Below are 15,566 nucleotides of genomic sequence, written 5' to 3'. Positions count from 1 at the left end.
AATATCGCGATCGACGGCAGCTTCGACGATGCGCAGGCGATGGTGAAGCGGCTGTTCGGCGACGAGGAGGCGCGCAGCCAAGTCACGCTGTCGGCGGTGAACAGCATCAACTGGGCGCGGCTGATGGCGCAGGTCGTCTATTATTTCTACGCTGCGGTCCGCCTTGGCGGTCCCGACCGTCCGGTCGCGTTCAGCGTGCCGACGGGCAATTTCGGCGATGTGTTCGCGGGCTATGTCGCGGCGCGGATGGGATTGCCCGTGGCGAAGCTGGTCGTCGCGACCAACGTCAACGACATCCTCCACCGTGCGCTCACCAGCGGCGATTACAGCGCCGGCACGGTGACGCCGACCGCGACGCCGAGCATGGATATCCAGGTCAGCAGCAATTTCGAGCGGCTGCTCTTCGACCTCGCGGGGCGCGACGGCGCCGCGATCGCCGGCATGATGGGCGAGTTCGACAAGAGCCGCGCGATGACGATCCCTGCCGATATGCTCGCGGGCGCGCGCGACCTGTTTTCGAGCGCGAGCATCGACGGCGACGCGATGGCGCTCGCGCTGCGCTGGGCGCAGGAGCGCGGCGGGCAGGTGATCGACCCGCACAGCGCGGTCGGCCTCGCAGCGGCGCGCCAACTCGAGATCGATGCCGACGTTCCGGTCGTGACGCTGGCGACGGCGCATCCGGCGAAGTTCCGCGAGGCGGTCGAGCGCGCGAGCGGCGTACGCCCCTCGCTGCCCGGGCGGCTGGGCAACCTCTTCGATCGCGAGGAACGCTATACGAAGCTTCCCGGCGACTATGACGCGGTGAAGGCCTTCATTCTGGCGGAAGCGGCGCGTGGCTGATCTGCTTCCCCTCGTCACGCTCGTCGGCGAGGCGTGGGAGGATTACGGGCTGGTCGACAGCGGGAACGGGCGCAAGCTCGAACGCTATGGCCGCTATCGCTTCATCCGCCCCGAACCGCAGGCGATGTGGGCGCCCGCGCTGCCCGCCGCTGAATGGGAAGCCGCCGACGGCGAATTCATCCCCGCGTCGGACGATGATGGCGGCGGCCGCTGGTATTATAACAAACCCGTGCCCGCCGAGGGGTGGCCGCTCGGCTGGCGCGAGACGCGCTTCACCGCGTCGTGCACGCCGTTTCGGCATCTCGGCTTCTTTCCCGACATGGCGCCGGTCTGGGACTGGCTGCGCGAACGCGTTGCCGACAAGCCCGACCCGGCGTTCCTGAACCTGTTCGGTTACACCGGCGTCGGCAGTCAGGCGCTCGCCGCGGCGGGCGCGTCGGTTACGCATGTCGATGCGTCGAAGAAGTCGGTGGGGCAGGCGCGCGAGAATGCGGCGCTCGCGGGCATGGCCGACAGGCCGGTGCGCTGGATCGTCGACGATGCCGGGAAATTCACCGCGCGCGAAGTGCGGCGCGAGCGGCGTTACGATGCGATCCTGCTCGACCCTCCGAAGTTCGGCCGCGGTCCGGGCGGCGAACGCTGGCAGATCGAGGAGGGGCTGGCGCCCTTGCTCGCCGATTGCCGCCAGATCCTCGACGAAGACAGTCGCGCGCTGTTCCTGACCGTCTATGCCGTGCGGATGTCGGCGCTCGCGATCGGCGAACTCCTCGCACAATTGTTCGCCGACCTGCCGGGCAAGATCGAGTGCGGCGAGCTTGCGGTGCGCGAAGAGGCGAGGGGACTCCTGCTCCCCACCGCGATTTTCGCGCGCTGGAGCCGCTGAAGCTTTTCTTCGCCCCGCCGTTTGCTGCATACGTTTGCCGCACAAAAAAGCGCAGCATTGTGACCCAAATGCAACGCTCGACGCGTTGACAATGAGAACGTTCCCATTTAGATAACGTTCACATAACGGATATGCCGCCAATAAAAGAGCGGCTGATTTGGGAGGAATGGGGATGCGGGCGTCTCAAAAACAGTGGCTTGCCAAATTTCTGGCCGGGACTTCGGCGCTGTCGATGATGGGCATGGCGCAGGTTGCGATGGCGCAGGAAGCGCCGGCCGACAGCGAAGTCGGCGGCGACGAGATCGTCGTGACCGGTATCCGCGCATCGCTCGCCGCATCCGCCGATATCAAGCGTGAGGCGCAGGGCGTCGTCGACGCGATTTCGGCCGAGGATATCGGCAAATTCCCCGACACCAACCTCGCCGAATCGTTGCAGCGCATTACCGGCGTCTCGATCGACCGTTCGAACGGCGAGGGCTCGCTCGTCACCGTCCGCGGCTTCGGCCCCGAGTTCAACCTGGTCACCGTCAACGGCCGCCAGATGCCGACCGCGCTGATCGGCGACGGCGGCAGCGCGCCGTCCTCGCGCTCGTTCGACTTCGCCAACCTCGCGTCCGAAGGCATCGCATCGGTCGAAGTGTACAAGAGCGGCCGTGCCACGATCGAATCGGGCGGTATCGGTTCGTCGATCAACATCCGCACGCCGCGCCCGCTCGACAACCCCGGCATGCGCGGCAGTCTGTCGGTCAAGGGCGTGTACGATTCGTCGCGCAACAAGGGCAATCCGATCACCCCCGAGGTGTCGGGCATCTTCAGCACAACCTTTGCCGACGACACGATCGGCATCATGGTCGCGGGTTCGTACCAGAAGCGCAAATCGAGCACGAACACCGCGAACGTCGGCTGGCGCGACGGCTATCTGGGCAGCGAAAACAATTGGGGTTCGCTCGCGCAGCCGACGCGGATCGTCGACGGGGTGGAGGAACCCGATCCCCGCTATCCCAATATTACCAACCGGCCCGAGGGGAATGACGTCTATCAGGTGCCGCAGAACGCGTCCTACGACCTCAACGACGTCAATCGCGAGCGCATCAATGGCCAGGCGGTGCTGCAATTCCGTCCGACCGACGCGTTCACGGCGACGATCGACTATATCTATTCGCGCAACACCGTCGAAACGCGGAACAGCAATGTCGGCGTGTGGTTCAATCATGAAGACACGTCGAGCGCATGGACCGATGGTCCGATCGCCGGCCCGCTCTTCTACACCGAGCGTTTCGGCGCACCGGCCGGTGTTCCGGGTCCGGACGCGCTCTATGGCGGCAAGGATCTGTCGTACAGCGGCGCGCTGACCGAGAACCGGGCCGAGAATAATTCGATCGGCGTCAATCTGGAATGGAAGGGCCCGGACGGCGTCACTTTCGAACTCGACGGGCATCATTCGACCGCCGAGGTCAATCCCGTCAACCGGTTCGGTTCGAGCATGTCGCTGGGGAACGCCGTCTTCGGCGTTCAGAGCCAGACGATCAATTTCGAGAACGACCTGCCGGTCATTTCCTACAACATGCACCCCGGGATCGATCCGCTGGATGCCGGGCTGGTCACGCCGACCGGCAACGCGTTCCGCAATGCCTATTTCCGGAACCGGATCAATCAGTTGCAGTTGCGCGGTCAATATGATCATGACGGCGGCTTCCTCGACAGCATCGATTTCGGCGTGTCGTTCGTCGACAGCAAGGTGCGTTCGGCCTTCGGTACGATCCAGAACGACGACACCTGGGGCGGCGCGGGCCCCGCATCGAGCATCCCCGACGACATTTTCTCGCTCGTGTCGCTGCCCGACAAGTTCCCGGGCCTCGCGCAGGACGGGATGATCCAGAGCTTCTATACGTTCGATTTCGAGCGCATGGCCGATCTGGTCGAGCAGAATTTCCAGTCGTGCAGCAATCCCGCGACGGGGTCGGCGCAGCCGGGCACCTGCCTTGCCAATTTCAACACCGACCGCCGCATTTCGGAAAAGACGCTGGCGCCTTATCTGCAGGTTGCGACGGTGTTCGACCTGTTCCAGAATCCGGCGCACTTCCGGGCGGGCCTCCGTTATGAAACGACCGATATCGCGTCGGCGGCGCTGGTGCCGGTACCGGTCACCACGCGCTGGATCGGCGACAATGAACTCAACGTCGTCTTTTCGAACGATAGCAGCTTCACGCGGTTCAAGGGCTCGTACGACAATTGGCTGCCGGCGTTCGACTTCGACATGTCGCCGATGGAGGATGTCAAGCTGCGCGCATCGTACAGCCACACGATCACGCGCCCCGACTATGCCAGCATGCAGGGCGGGCGCACGATCGATACGCTGTTCCGCGTCGGGGGCGGCACGGGTGCCCAGGGCAATCCGGGGCTGATTCCGTACAAGTCGAAGAATATCGATCTGTCGGCGGAGTGGTATTACGGGCGCGACAGCTATGTGTCGGTCGGATATTTCCACAAGGATGTGAGCAATTTCATATCGACGACGCGGATCGACACCACCGCCTTCGGACTGACGACCCCGATCGGCGGGCCGCGCTGGAACGCCGCGATCGCGGCGCTCGGACCGAACGCGACGGTGGCGGAAATTCGCCAGGAGATCATCAGGCAGTTCCCCGAAACGGTGACGGGGAACATCATCAACGCGGCCCCGGGCGATCCGCTGGTCAATTTCGAAATCACGACGCCGATCAACAGCGACCAGACGGCATCGCTCAACGGCTGGGAGTTCGCGCTCCAGCACAGCTTCTGGGACACGGGTTTCGGCGTGATCCTGAACTATACGATCGTCAATGGCGACGCCGTCTACGACAATACGCAGCCGTCGTCGGTGGCGCAGTTCGCGCTGACCGGGCTCAGCGACAGCGCCAATGCGGTCGCCTACTACGACAAGAACGGCCTCCAGGCGCGCGTCGCGTGGAACTGGCGCGACGAATTCCTCGCCGGGACGGGCCCCAATCCCTTCTATACCGAGGAATATTGGCAGATCGACGCGAGCGCGAGCTACGAGTTCATTCCGGGCTTCACCGCATTCGTCGAGGCGATCAACCTGACCGGCGAGGGGCGCCGCGGGCACCTTCGCCACAAGAACAACGTCACCTTCGTGCAGCCGGGTTTCGCCCGCTATGCGGCAGGGGTCAGGTTCAGCTTCTGAGGCGGGTGGGCAGCTTCTGCCGGTCGCAAGCAAAGGGTCGCGTCTTCCCCGGGGCGCGGCTCTTTTGCGTGACGGGGGCGGTTTCACGGCCTAGGATCGACGGCAATGGATAGCGCGATCGAGAGGGTTGTCATCGTGGGCGGCGGCACCGCCGGCTGGCTGACGGCAGCGCGGCTTGCGAGTTCGCCGCGCGCGGTCGCGGGCCGGCTGTCGGTCACGCTGATCGAAGCGCCCGATATCCCGACGATCGGCGTCGGCGAGGGGACCTGGCCGACGATGCGCGCGACGCTGACGGCGATCGGGATCGGCGAGGGCGAGTTTCTCTCCGCATGCGACGCGTCGTTCAAGCAGGGGTCGCGGTTCGACGGCTGGGTGACGGGTGCGGCCGGGGATCGCTACCTCCATCCTTTCACCTCGCCGCCCGCGGCGCCGGTGGAGGAGTTGCTCGCGGCCTGGCGGGCCGGCGCGGCCGATCAGCCCTTCGCCGCTGCGATGACCGCGCAGGCGCATGTCTGCGACCTCGACCTCGCACCGCGGCAGCGCGCGATGCCCGACTATCAGGGCGCGGTGAATTACGCCTATCATCTCGATGCGGGGAAGTTCGCGGCCTTGCTCGCGTCGCATGCGGTCCGGCGGCTCGGCGTCAGACATGTTTCGGACCATGTCGTCGCCGTCGCGCGCGATGGCGCGGGCGGCATCGCTTCGGTCGCGACGCGGCGAAACGGCGATATCGAGGGCGATCTCTTCATCGACTGCAGCGGCCATGCGTCGCTGCTGATGGGGGGGCATCTGGGCGTCGAATGGATCGACCGCGGCGACACGCTGTTCAACGATCGCGCGCTCGCGGCGCAGGTGCCGGTCGCGCCCGGCAGTCCGGTCGCGTCGCAGACGGTATCGACCGCGCATGAAGCGGGCTGGATCTGGGATATCGGGCTGCCCGGCCGCCGCGGCATCGGCTGCGTCTATGCGAGCCGTTTCATGGATGACGATGCGGCGGAGGCGACGCTGCGCGCCCATATCGCGCGCGTGCTGCCCGATGCGCCCGAGGTCCCGGCGCGCCGCCTGAGTTTCCCGACGGGGCACCGCGCGCGCTTCTGGGAAGGCAATTGCATCGCGATCGGCCTCTCGGCGGGCTTTATCGAGCCGCTCGAAGCGTCGGCGATCGTGATGATCGAATTGTCGCTGGGCGCCCTGATCGACAATTTTCCGGCGAGCCGCGCGGCGATGGAAATCCACGCGGGCCGCTTCAACGAGCTGTTCCGCTATCGCTGGGACCGCATCGTCGAATTTCTGAAGCTCCATTATGTGCTGAGCCGCCGCGACGAGCCCTATTGGCGCGCGCAGCGCGATGCGGCGCATGTCCCGCCCCGGCTGGCCGAAATGCTCCGCCTGTGGCGCGACCAGCCGCCGTCGGCGTGGGATTTCCCGCGCGTCGACGAAATATTTTCGGCCGCGAGCCACCAGTATATCCTGTACGGCATGGGGTATCCGGTCCCCCCGGGCCTTGTGCCGGGCGAGCGGGCGGCCGCGCTGCTCGCCGAGAACCGCCGCCGCGCGCGGTCGCTTGCCGCCGCGCTGCCCGGCAATCGCGATTATCTCGACGCGCCGCGACCCGGCATCGATGCCGTCGCGGCGCGATAGGAAAGGAATTTGATGACCCGCCACGCCGTCCTCGACAACAAGACCCACCGCGATTTGCGCATCCGGACCGATGCGGGGGCGGAACTGGGCGACGACATCATGGCGGCGCTGACGGTGCCGAGCGAGTTCCGCCGCGTGCAGGCGCATTTCCCGATCCTGTTTCGCCGCGAAACCGGGCGCGAGGAGTTTGCGGCGCTGGCGATGTTCGGGTTTCAGAGCGGCGAGAACCTGTTCCTCGACGGCGACAGGTGGGACGCGCGTTATCGCCCGCTGTCGGTTGCGATCCAGCCCTTCCTGATCGGCCGTCCGGCGAGCGGCGAGGGGCCGGGGCAGGTCCACGTCGACATGGACCATCCGCGCATCGCGGCGAGCGGCGAAGGCATCCGGCTGTTCGACGCCGACGGCATGGCGACGCCGTTTCTCGACGAGATCGCCGGGCGGCTGGGCGACCTCGACCAAGGCTATCGCGAGAGCGCGGCCTTTTACGACGCGCTGCTCGCCCACGACCTGCTCGAGCCGTTCAGCCTCGAGGTGACGCTCGACGACGGGTCGATCCACTCGCTCGTCGGATTCCACATCATCGACGAGGCGAAGCTCCGCGCGCTCGATGCCGAAGCACTCGGTGCGCTCCACGCGGCGGGGCACCTGATGCCGATGTTCATGGCGCTGGCATCGCTGTCGCAGCTCTCGGTGCTCGTCGCGCGCAAGAACATGAGGCTGGCCGGTGGCTGAGCGCGACCGCGCCATCTACGATCACTTCGCGCCGGTGCCCGAGCGCGAATGGGGCAAGGGGGCGGGGCCCGACGCGGTGCTGGAAGGCGCGCGCGAGCCCTTTGTCCTGCGCGGGCTCGTCGCCGACTGGCCGCTCGTCGAGGCGGGCAGGCGGTCGGCGCGCGACGCGCGGCGCTATCTTCTGGGCCATGCGCGCGACCGTCCGTTCAAGGTGTCGATCGGGGCGCCGGGCCATGACGGACGGCTATTCTACGACGCCGAAATGGAAATGAATTTCCGGATCGGGACGGGCAAGCTGGCCGACATTTTCGGCGGCATCGACCAGGCCGAGGAACAGGGCGAGCGCCGCACCGTCTATCTGGCGTCGATCGACATCCCGTCGCATTTCGACAGGCTCGACGAAGCCAATCCGATCGATCTCGGGACACGCGATCCGCTGAAAAGCATCTGGATCGGCACGCGGACGAAGATCGCGGCGCACAACGACTTTCCCGACAATCTCGCCTGCTGCGCGGTCGGGCGGCGCCGCTTCACGCTGTTCCCGCCGCACCAGTTCCGCAATCTGTATCTGGGTCCGATCGATCACACCCCGGCGGGCCGCGCGGTGAGCATGGTCGATTTCGATGCTCCCGACCTCGCGGCCTTCCCGCGCTTCGTCGATGCGATGGCCGAGGCGCAGACGGTCGAACTCGAACCCGGCGACGCGATCTTCATCCCGTCGATGTGGTGGCATCATGTCGAAGGGCTCGCCGACTTCAACGTGCTGGTCAATTACTGGTGGCGCCGCACGCCCGGCTGGCTGGGACAGCCGCAGGTCGCGCTCAACCACGCGATCCTCGCGATCCGCGACCTGCCGCCCGAGGACAAGGCGATCTGGCGCGACCTGTTCGACCATTATGTGTTCGAAAATGACGAGCAGGTCATCGCCCATATTCCCGAAAAGGCGCGCAGCATCCTCGCGCGGCTTACCCCCGAAAGCGCCGGACGCCTCCGCGCCTTCCTGTTGAGGACCCTCAGCCGATGAACGAGAACAAACGCGTCCAGCGCATCGTGATAGCGGGCGGCGGTACCGCGGGCTGGATGGCCGCCGCCGCGATCGCGCGCACGCTGGGCGCCGCCGTCGACCTGACGCTGGTCGAATCCGAAGCCATCGGGACGATCGGCGTCGGCGAGTCCACCATTCCGCCGCTGGTCAATTTCAACCGCGTGCTGCGCATCAACGAAGCCGATTTCATGCGCGCGACGCAGGCGACCTTCAAGCTTGGCATCCTGTTCGACGACTGGAAGGATGTGGGGACCCAATATTTCCACAGCTTCGGCCTGACCGGCAAGGATCACTGGTCGGCGGGCTTCCAGCATTTCTGGCTCTATGGCCGCGCCAAGGGGCATCAGCAGCCCTATGACGATTATTGCATGGAGCTGAAGGCGGCGATCGAGGGCAGGTTCGCGCACCTGCCCGAAGACCGCATGAACTATGCCTATCAGCTCGATTCCGGCCTTTATGCGCGCTTCCTGCGCGAAATGGCGGAGGCCGACGGGGCGAAGCGGATCGAGGGCAAGATCGCGCGCGTCGAGCTCGACGGCGAAAGCGGCGATATCGCCGCGCTGGTTCTCGACGGCGACCGGCGGATCGAGGGCGATCTGTTCATCGACTGCACGGGCTTTCGCGCGCTGCTGATGGAGGGGGCGCTCCACGCCGGGTTCGACGACTGGAGCAACTGGCTGCCGTGCGACAGCGCGATCGCGCTCCAGACGCCCAACGTCCATCCGCCGATGCCCTATACGCGCGTGATGGCGCATGACGCGGGGTGGCAATGGCGCATTCCGCTGCAGCACCGCACCGGCAACGGCATCGTCTATTGCAGCCGCTATCTCGATCGCGACGCGGCGCTCGACCGTCTGCTCGGCAATATCGAGGGCGAGGCGCTGACCCAACCCAATTTCCTGCGTTTCACGGCGGGTACGCGCCGCAGACAATGGTATCGCAACTGCGTTGCCGTCGGCCTGTCGGCGGGTTTCATGGAGCCGCTGGAATCGACCGCGATCCACCTGATCCAGCGGTCGGTGCTGCGCTTCATCCGCATGCTGCCGGCGGGACGGGTGAGTGAGCGCGATATCGCCGAGTTCAACGACCAGCAGATGCAGGACATGCTGCAGATCCGCGACTTCCTCGTGCTGCACTACAAGGTCACCAACCGCCGCGACAGCCCGTTCTGGCGTCACTGCGCGGCGATGCCGATCCCCGATTCACTGGCGCAGAAGATCGAGCTGTTCCGCGAAACCGGCCGCGTCTTCCGCAAGAATGAGGAATTGTTCGCCGAGAACAGCTGGGTGCAGGTGATGATGGGGCAGGGGATCGAGCCGCAAAGCTGGCACCCGATCGCCGAAAAGCTGCGCGACGACGAACTCGAGCGCCTGCTCGAAACGATCCGCAGCGACGTGCGGCAGACCGTCGCCAGCCTGCCCGTGCACCAGGATTATGTCGCCCGCTACTGCGGCGCGGCGGTCCCGCAGGCGGCTTGATGCGTCCACTCCTTTTCCATTTGACGGCGCTTGCCCTTGCGGGTGTCGCCGGCGCGCACGAGCCGGCAGAGGCCGGCTGGCGGCTCGTCTGGTCCGACGAGTTCGAGGGCAGCGCGATCGACCGCAGCAAATGGGATTTCGACGTCGATTGCTGGGGCGGCGGCAACAGCGAGCGCCAATGCTATACCGACCGCGCCGCCAATGCCGCGGTCGCGGACGGCAAGCTGGTCATCACCGCGCGCAAGGAAGCGATGACCGGGCCCGCCTTCCCGCTGTCGCAGCGCGGCGATCCGGAAAAGGCGAAGGCTGAGGCGAACAAGGCTTTCACCTCGGCGCGGCTCGTCACGCGCGGGAAGGCGGCGTGGACCTTTGGCCGGATCGAGGTGCGCGCGAAGCTGCCGCAGGGGCAGGGGACATGGCCCGCGATCTGGATGCTTCCCGAGACCAACGATTACGGCACCTGGGCGGCATCGGGCGAGATCGACATTCTGGAAGCGGTGAACCTCGGCGTGCGGTGCGATGAATGCGCGGGCGGGATCGAGAACCGGATCCTCGGCACACTGCATTTCGGCGGGCAATGGCCCGACAACAGGCACAAGGGCGACGAAACCGCGCTTCCGGCGCCGCTCGATGGTTTTCATGTCTTCGGCATCGTGTGGAAAAAGGGTCGGATCGTGTGGACGGTCGACGGGGAGCCCTATGCGACGCGCGTCGCGAGCGAGTGGACGACGAGCGGATCGAGCGATCCCGCGGCACCGTTCGACCGGCCCTTTCACCTGATCCTGAACCTCGCGGTCGGCGGCGGGCTCGCTGAAGGGCGCGGGATCAAGGGCGTCGATGAAGGCGGATATCCGAAAAATATGGAAATAGATTGGGTTCGCGTCTGGCAATGTGACAACGATGCCGTTAGCGCATGCGGCGAGGCAGGGGACCAAGAACAATAATGGGGCGTCGGCGGCAATCGGTAACGATCAAGCATGTGGCAGCCGACGCGGGAGTGTCGCTGCAGACGGTGAGCCGCGTCATCAACGACGAACCCAACGTCCGTCCCGAAATGAAGGAACGCGTCCAGGCGTCGATCGACAAGCTGGGCTATGTCCCGTCGATCGCGGCGCAGCGAATGAGTGGGTCACGCTCCTATCTGATCCTCGCGATCAACGACCGCGAACGCACGATCGCCGACTGGCAGGGGCGGCAGGGCGTCGACTGGGTCGACCAGATGCTGCTCGGCGGGATGCTGAAATGCGCCGAATATGGCTATCGCATGATCTTCGAGCTGGTCGACACGCATAACGACCATGTCGAGCGCGAGCTGCGCGCGGCGATCGCCGCGCTTCAGCCCGACGGCGTGATCCTGACCCCGCCGCACTCGGACAATCCGCTGATCGTCGGGCTGCTCGACCAGCAGAAAATCCCGTTCGCGCGCATCGGTTCGCGCGACGGCGCGGCGGGCATCGCACTCACGATGGACGACGAGGGGTCGGCGCGGCGCGCGACGCGGCATCTGGTCGACCTCGGGCACAAACGGATCGGCTTCATCGCCGGCTCGCCCGAATATAGCCTCAGCCGCTGGCGCATCGACGGATGGGAAGGCGAGATGGCGGTCGAGGGGCTACCGACCGCCGGGCTGCTCGTCGAGGGCGATTTCACCTATGCGTCGGGCGCGGTGGCGGCACGGCAACTTCTCGACGGTGCGAACCCGCCGACCGCGATCATCGCGAGCAGCGACCAGATGGCGCTCGCGACGCTCGAGGTCGCGCGCGAAAAGGGACTCGACGTGCCGGGGCAATTGTCGATCGTCAGTTTCGACAATACCCCCGTGGTGCGCTTCACCCAGCCGGCGCTGACCGCGGTCGACCAGCCGGTGGCCGAGACCGCATCGCGGGCGGTCGAACTGATCATCGCGGCGCAGCGCGGGGGACAGCGCCCGACCGAGCCGACGCGCGTGCAGGGCGGACTGGTGCCGCGCGGATCGACCGCCGCGCCGGCCGTCGTTCATGGCTGACACCGCCGCGGCGCGGCGCCAGTCGCCGGGTTTCCTGCTTCTCTACGCGCTCGCCTCGGCGGGCGGCGCGATCGCCTATGTTCCCTTCCTGACGATCTGGTTGCCCGGCCGGATGACCGAACTGGTCGGAACGGCCGACGTTCAGGCCCTCGGCTATACCACCTTTTTCGGGGCGATCGGCGCGAGCGCCGGCGGGATATTTTTCGGCTGGCTCAGCGATCGGACGCATAACCGCCGCGGCTGGGTGCTCGCCGGACTGGGACTGAGCCTGTTGCTCCTCCTCCTCGTGCCGCTCGCGCGCGATGTGTGGACGCTGGTCGGGGTCATCATCGCGTGGCAGCTCGCGCTCAACATGATGCTCGGGCCGCTTGCGGCCTGGGCGGGGGACCTCGTGCCCGACGAGCAGAAGGGACTGCTCGGCGGGCTGCTCGCCTTCTCGCCCGCGCTCGGCGCCTGGTCGGGGGCGCTCGTGACCTGGCCGGGGCTGGTATCGGGCGAAGGCCGGCTGGCGGTCATCGCGCTGCTCGTCGCGGGCGCGGTGCTGCCCGTCCTGCTGTTCGGCCGGCCGCGCACCTTTCCCGAACTCACCGCGCCGCCCGCGCACTTTCAGGACGCTTCGCCGCGGCGTCCGACGGGCCCCGCGATCCGGATGTGGCTGGCGCGCCTGCTGGTCCAGATCGCCGAGGCGGCGTTGTTCGCCTATCTCTATTTCTGGTTTCGATCGATCGATCCCGCGATGAACGACAATGAAAAAGCGCGTATTTTCGGGATTGCGCTTTCGCTCGCCATCCCGATCGCGCTGATCGGCGGTCGCTGGGCCGATCGCAACGACCGGCCGTTTCTGCCGCTCGTCGTCAGCGCCGCGGTTTCGGCGGCGGGGATGATCGGCATGGCCTTTTCGGCCGAAATCGACATGGCGAAGGCGAGCTATCTGGCCTTCGGCACCGCGACGACGGTGTTCCTCTCGCTCCACACCAGCCAGACGTTGCGCATCCTGCCGCGGTCGGACCGGCGCGGGCGCGACCTCGGCATCTTCAACCTCACCAATACCGTGCCGTCGCTGATCATGCCGTGGCTCACCATCTCGCTCGTGCCGGGCTTTGGATATGACGCGCTTTTCCTGTTGCTTGCGGGGCTGACCGCGATCGCGGTGCTGCTGCTCGCGACGATGCCGCGCCCGCGCTGAGCTCTCCCCGAACAGAGCGCTTGATTTCGTCCGCACCCTATGCGACATCAATTTTGATAACGTTCACATAAAAGGGATGGGAGAGACAATGCGCCGACAGGCAACGGGTATCGCGATCGCACTGCTCATGGCGGGAACCGCAATGGCCGCGCCGCAGGACGCGACCGTCCACCCCGAATTATGGCCGGCGGCAAAGAGCCCCGCCGCGATCTCCGATCCCGGAACCGAAGCGCGCATCGACGCGCTGATGAAGAAGATGACGATCGAGCAGAAGGTCGGCCAGCTGATCCAGGGCGACATCAGCACGATCACACCGAAGGACCTTGAAACCTATCCGCTGGGATCGATCCTCGCGGGCGGCAACAGCGGTCCCAACGGCAACGAACGGTCGAGCGCGGCCGACTGGGCCAGGCTTGTCGGCGAGTTCCGCGCCGTGTCGCTGCGTCCGCAGGCCAATGGCGTCGCGATCCCGATCATCTTCGGTGTCGACGCGGTCCACGGGCATAACAATATCCCCGGTGCGACGCTGTTCCCGCACAATATCGGCCTTGGCGCCGCGCGCGATCCCGAGCTGATCCAGCGCATCGGCGCGGTCACCGCCGCCGAAATCGCCGGGAGCGGGATCGAATGGACCTTCGCGCCGACGCTCGCGGTGCCGCAGGACCTGCGCTGGGGGCGCAGCTACGAAGGCTATGCATCCGATCCGGAGCTCGTCGCCGATTATGCGAAGGCGATGGTCATCGGGCTGCAGGGGCCGCTTGTCGCGGGCAAGACCGTGGGCGCCAGCCATGTCGCCGCGACCGCGAAGCATTTCCTCGCCGACGGCGGGACGTTCGAGGGCAAGGATCAGGGCGACGCGAAGATCGGCGAGAAGGAACTGATCGCGAAGCACGCCATGGGCTATCCCGCCGCGATCGACGCGGGCGCGCTGACCGTGATGGCCAGCTTCTCGAGCTGGAACGGCGTCAAGCATCACGGCAACAAGGGGCTGCTCACCGACGCGCTCAAGAAGAAGATGGGCTTCGAGGGTTTCGTGGTCGGCGACTGGAACGGCCACGGACAGGTCGCGGGGTGCAGCGTCACCGACTGCGCGCAGTCGATCAACGCCGGGCTCGACATGTTCATGGCGCCCGACAGCTGGAAGGGCCTCTATGAAACGACGCTGAGGCAGGCGAAGGACGGCACGATCCCCGCCGCCCGTCTCGACGATGCGGTGCGGCGTATCCTGCGCGTGAAATACAAGCTGGGTCTCTTTGCCGAGGGGCATGTGGATCGGGGCGATTTTGCCGCGGTCGGCGCCGCCGATCACCTCGCCGTGGCAAGAGAGGCGGTTGCCAAGTCGCTGGTCCTCCTGAAGAATAACGGCGGCGTCCTGCCGATCAGACCCGGCGCGCGCGTGCTCGTCACCGGCCCCGCAGCCGACAATATGGCGATCCAGTCGGGCGGCTGGACGATCAGCTGGCAGGGCACCGACGTCGTCCGCTCGGACTTCCCGAACGGCCAGACGATCTGGGAGGCGCTCGACAGGTCGGTGCGCGAGGCGGGCGGCGTTGCGACGCTGTCCGGGGACGGCGCGTTCAGGGAAAAGCCCGACGTCGCGATCGTGGTGTTCGGCGAGCCGCCGTACGCCGAATTCCAGGGCGATGTCGCCACGCTCGACTATCAGCCGACCGAGGCGACCGATCTCGCGACGCTCAGGAAGCTGAAGGCCGCGGGCATTCCGGTGGTGGCGCTTTTCCTGTCGGGACGGCCGATGTTCACCAATCCCGAGATCAACGCCGCCGACGCCTTCGTCGCGGGCTGGCTGCCGGGCTCGCAGGGCGCGGGCGTCGCCGACGTTCTCGTCGCGGGCAAGGACGGCAAGACGCCGCGCGCCTTTACCGGCACCTTGCCCTTCGCCTGGCCGTCCGACGCGCGATCGCCGGTCGAAAAGCCGCAGTTCGCGGTCGGCTATGGGCTGAAATATGGCGCGACGACGACGGTGCCGCAGCTTTCGGAAGAGCTGGGTGTCGACATTTCGGCGGCGCTCAACGTCGAGAATTTCTTCTCGGGCGGCCGCGCGCGGTCGCCGTGGGTGCTGACGGTGACCGACGCGGGCGGCGCGCGCCCGGTCGAATCCGTGCCGGTGACGAGCCCCGGCGGCCTGCTCGCGGCGCGATCGGTCGACGTGAAGGCGCAGGAGGACGGCAAGAGCCTCGTCTGGACCGGTCCCGCGTCATTCCACCTGTCGGGCCCCTATGCCGACCTGACGCGCCAGCTCAACAACAGCTTCGCGCTCCGCGTCGAATGGCGTATCGACGCGCCCGGCTCCGGCCCGGTGCAGCTCGCGCTCGGCGGGCAGGCGTTCGACATCACGGATATGGTCAGGGCGGCGCCGAAGGGCGAGGTGACGTCGATGCGTATCCCGCTGCGCTGTTTCGCCGACGCCGGCGCGAACCTGCAGAAACTCGATTATGCGCTCAGCGTCACCGCCGACAAGGGCTTCGCCGCGACGCTGCTGAATACGAATGTGCAGGCGGTCGGCGACAATCTTCCTTGTCCGCCGAAGGCAAAATGACCAGACCCGAAGACG

The 15,566-nt window shown here is 66.5% G+C and carries 11 protein-coding genes; all 11 read left to right on the top strand.

All coding sequences use genetic code 11. The features are described 5' to 3' along the window. A partial coding sequence (locus JHC57_RS06085; protein WP_294029114.1) for a pyridoxal-phosphate dependent enzyme occupies positions 1-840 on the top strand: 840 nt, incomplete at its 5' end. Then, on the top strand, positions 833-1,723 hold the full coding sequence (locus JHC57_RS06080) for a class I SAM-dependent methyltransferase (RefSeq protein WP_294029113.1): 891 nt from the start codon (positions 833-835) through the stop codon (positions 1,721-1,723). The genes JHC57_RS06085 and JHC57_RS06080, both read left to right, overlap by 8 nt. A gap of 172 nt (positions 1,724-1,895) precedes the next feature. After that, positions 1,896-4,907, top strand: a complete 3,012-nt coding sequence (locus JHC57_RS06075) for a TonB-dependent receptor (protein WP_294029112.1) — start codon at positions 1,896-1,898, stop codon at positions 4,905-4,907. 105 nt (positions 4,908-5,012) lie between these two features. Then, entirely contained in the window at positions 5,013-6,548 is a 1,536-nt protein-coding gene (locus tag JHC57_RS06070) for a tryptophan halogenase family protein (protein ID WP_294029111.1), read from the top strand. A 12-nt stretch (positions 6,549-6,560) separates the two neighbouring features. After that, positions 6,561-7,280: a SapC family protein gene (locus JHC57_RS06065; RefSeq protein WP_294029110.1), complete on the top strand. Its 720-nt coding sequence runs from the start codon at positions 6,561-6,563 to the stop codon at positions 7,278-7,280. Continuing rightward, a complete protein-coding gene (locus tag JHC57_RS06060; protein ID WP_294029109.1) occupies positions 7,273-8,304 on the top strand; it encodes a cupin-like domain-containing protein in 1,032 nt (343 codons plus the stop codon). Before JHC57_RS06065 ends, JHC57_RS06060 begins: the two co-directional genes overlap by 8 nt. Then, positions 8,301-9,803 (top strand): tryptophan halogenase family protein, encoded by a 1,503-nt coding sequence (locus JHC57_RS06055; RefSeq protein WP_294029108.1) that lies wholly within the window; start codon positions 8,301-8,303, stop codon positions 9,801-9,803. Before JHC57_RS06060 ends, JHC57_RS06055 begins: the two co-directional genes overlap by 4 nt. After that, the gene (locus JHC57_RS06050) at positions 9,803-10,747 is read left to right on the top strand and encodes a glycoside hydrolase family 16 protein (RefSeq protein WP_294029107.1); all 945 of its coding nucleotides are present in this window, start codon (positions 9,803-9,805) and stop codon (positions 10,745-10,747) included. Before JHC57_RS06055 ends, JHC57_RS06050 begins: the two co-directional genes overlap by 1 nt. Next, positions 10,747-11,808 carry a LacI family DNA-binding transcriptional regulator gene (locus tag JHC57_RS06045; protein ID WP_294029106.1) on the top strand — a complete coding sequence of 354 codons (1,062 nt, stop codon included), beginning with the start codon at positions 10,747-10,749 and terminating at the stop codon, positions 11,806-11,808. The genes JHC57_RS06050 and JHC57_RS06045 overlap by 1 nt, the downstream gene beginning before the upstream one ends. Beyond that, positions 11,801-12,994, top strand: a complete 1,194-nt coding sequence (locus JHC57_RS06040; protein WP_294029105.1) for an MFS transporter — start codon at positions 11,801-11,803, stop codon at positions 12,992-12,994. The genes JHC57_RS06045 and JHC57_RS06040 overlap by 8 nt, the downstream gene beginning before the upstream one ends. Before the next feature lie 88 nt (positions 12,995-13,082). Then, positions 13,083-15,551, top strand: a complete 2,469-nt coding sequence (locus tag JHC57_RS06035) for a glycoside hydrolase family 3 protein (protein ID WP_294029104.1) — start codon at positions 13,083-13,085, stop codon at positions 15,549-15,551. Positions 15,552-15,566: the final 15 nt, after the last annotated feature.

It is taken from the genome of Sphingopyxis sp. (genome assembly GCF_016463645.1).
GTDB lineage: Bacteria > Pseudomonadota > Alphaproteobacteria > Sphingomonadales > Sphingomonadaceae > Sphingopyxis.
Note: the sequence above shows the minus strand (reverse complement) of the source record. Positions and strands in the feature narration are given on the sequence as shown.

Bases quoted from the DNA above. Each gene is read 5' to 3' on its own strand.
- JHC57_RS06075 (WP_294029112.1), top strand. From the start codon at position 1,896: ATGCGGGCGTCTCAAAAACAGTGGCTTGCCAAATTTCTGGCCGGGACT.
- JHC57_RS06070 (WP_294029111.1), top strand. From the start codon at position 5,013: ATGGATAGCGCGATCGAGAGGGTTGTCATCGTGGGCGGCGGCACCGCC.
- JHC57_RS06065 (WP_294029110.1), top strand. From the start codon at position 6,561: ATGACCCGCCACGCCGTCCTCGACAACAAGACCCACCGCGATTTGCGC.
- JHC57_RS06055 (WP_294029108.1), top strand. From the start codon at position 8,301: ATGAACGAGAACAAACGCGTCCAGCGCATCGTGATAGCGGGCGGCGGT.
- JHC57_RS06050 (WP_294029107.1), top strand. From the start codon at position 9,803: ATGCGTCCACTCCTTTTCCATTTGACGGCGCTTGCCCTTGCGGGTGTC.
- JHC57_RS06045 (WP_294029106.1), top strand. From the start codon at position 10,747: ATGGGGCGTCGGCGGCAATCGGTAACGATCAAGCATGTGGCAGCCGAC.
- JHC57_RS06040 (WP_294029105.1), top strand. From the start codon at position 11,801: ATGGCTGACACCGCCGCGGCGCGGCGCCAGTCGCCGGGTTTCCTGCTT.
- JHC57_RS06035 (WP_294029104.1), top strand. From the start codon at position 13,083: ATGCGCCGACAGGCAACGGGTATCGCGATCGCACTGCTCATGGCGGGA.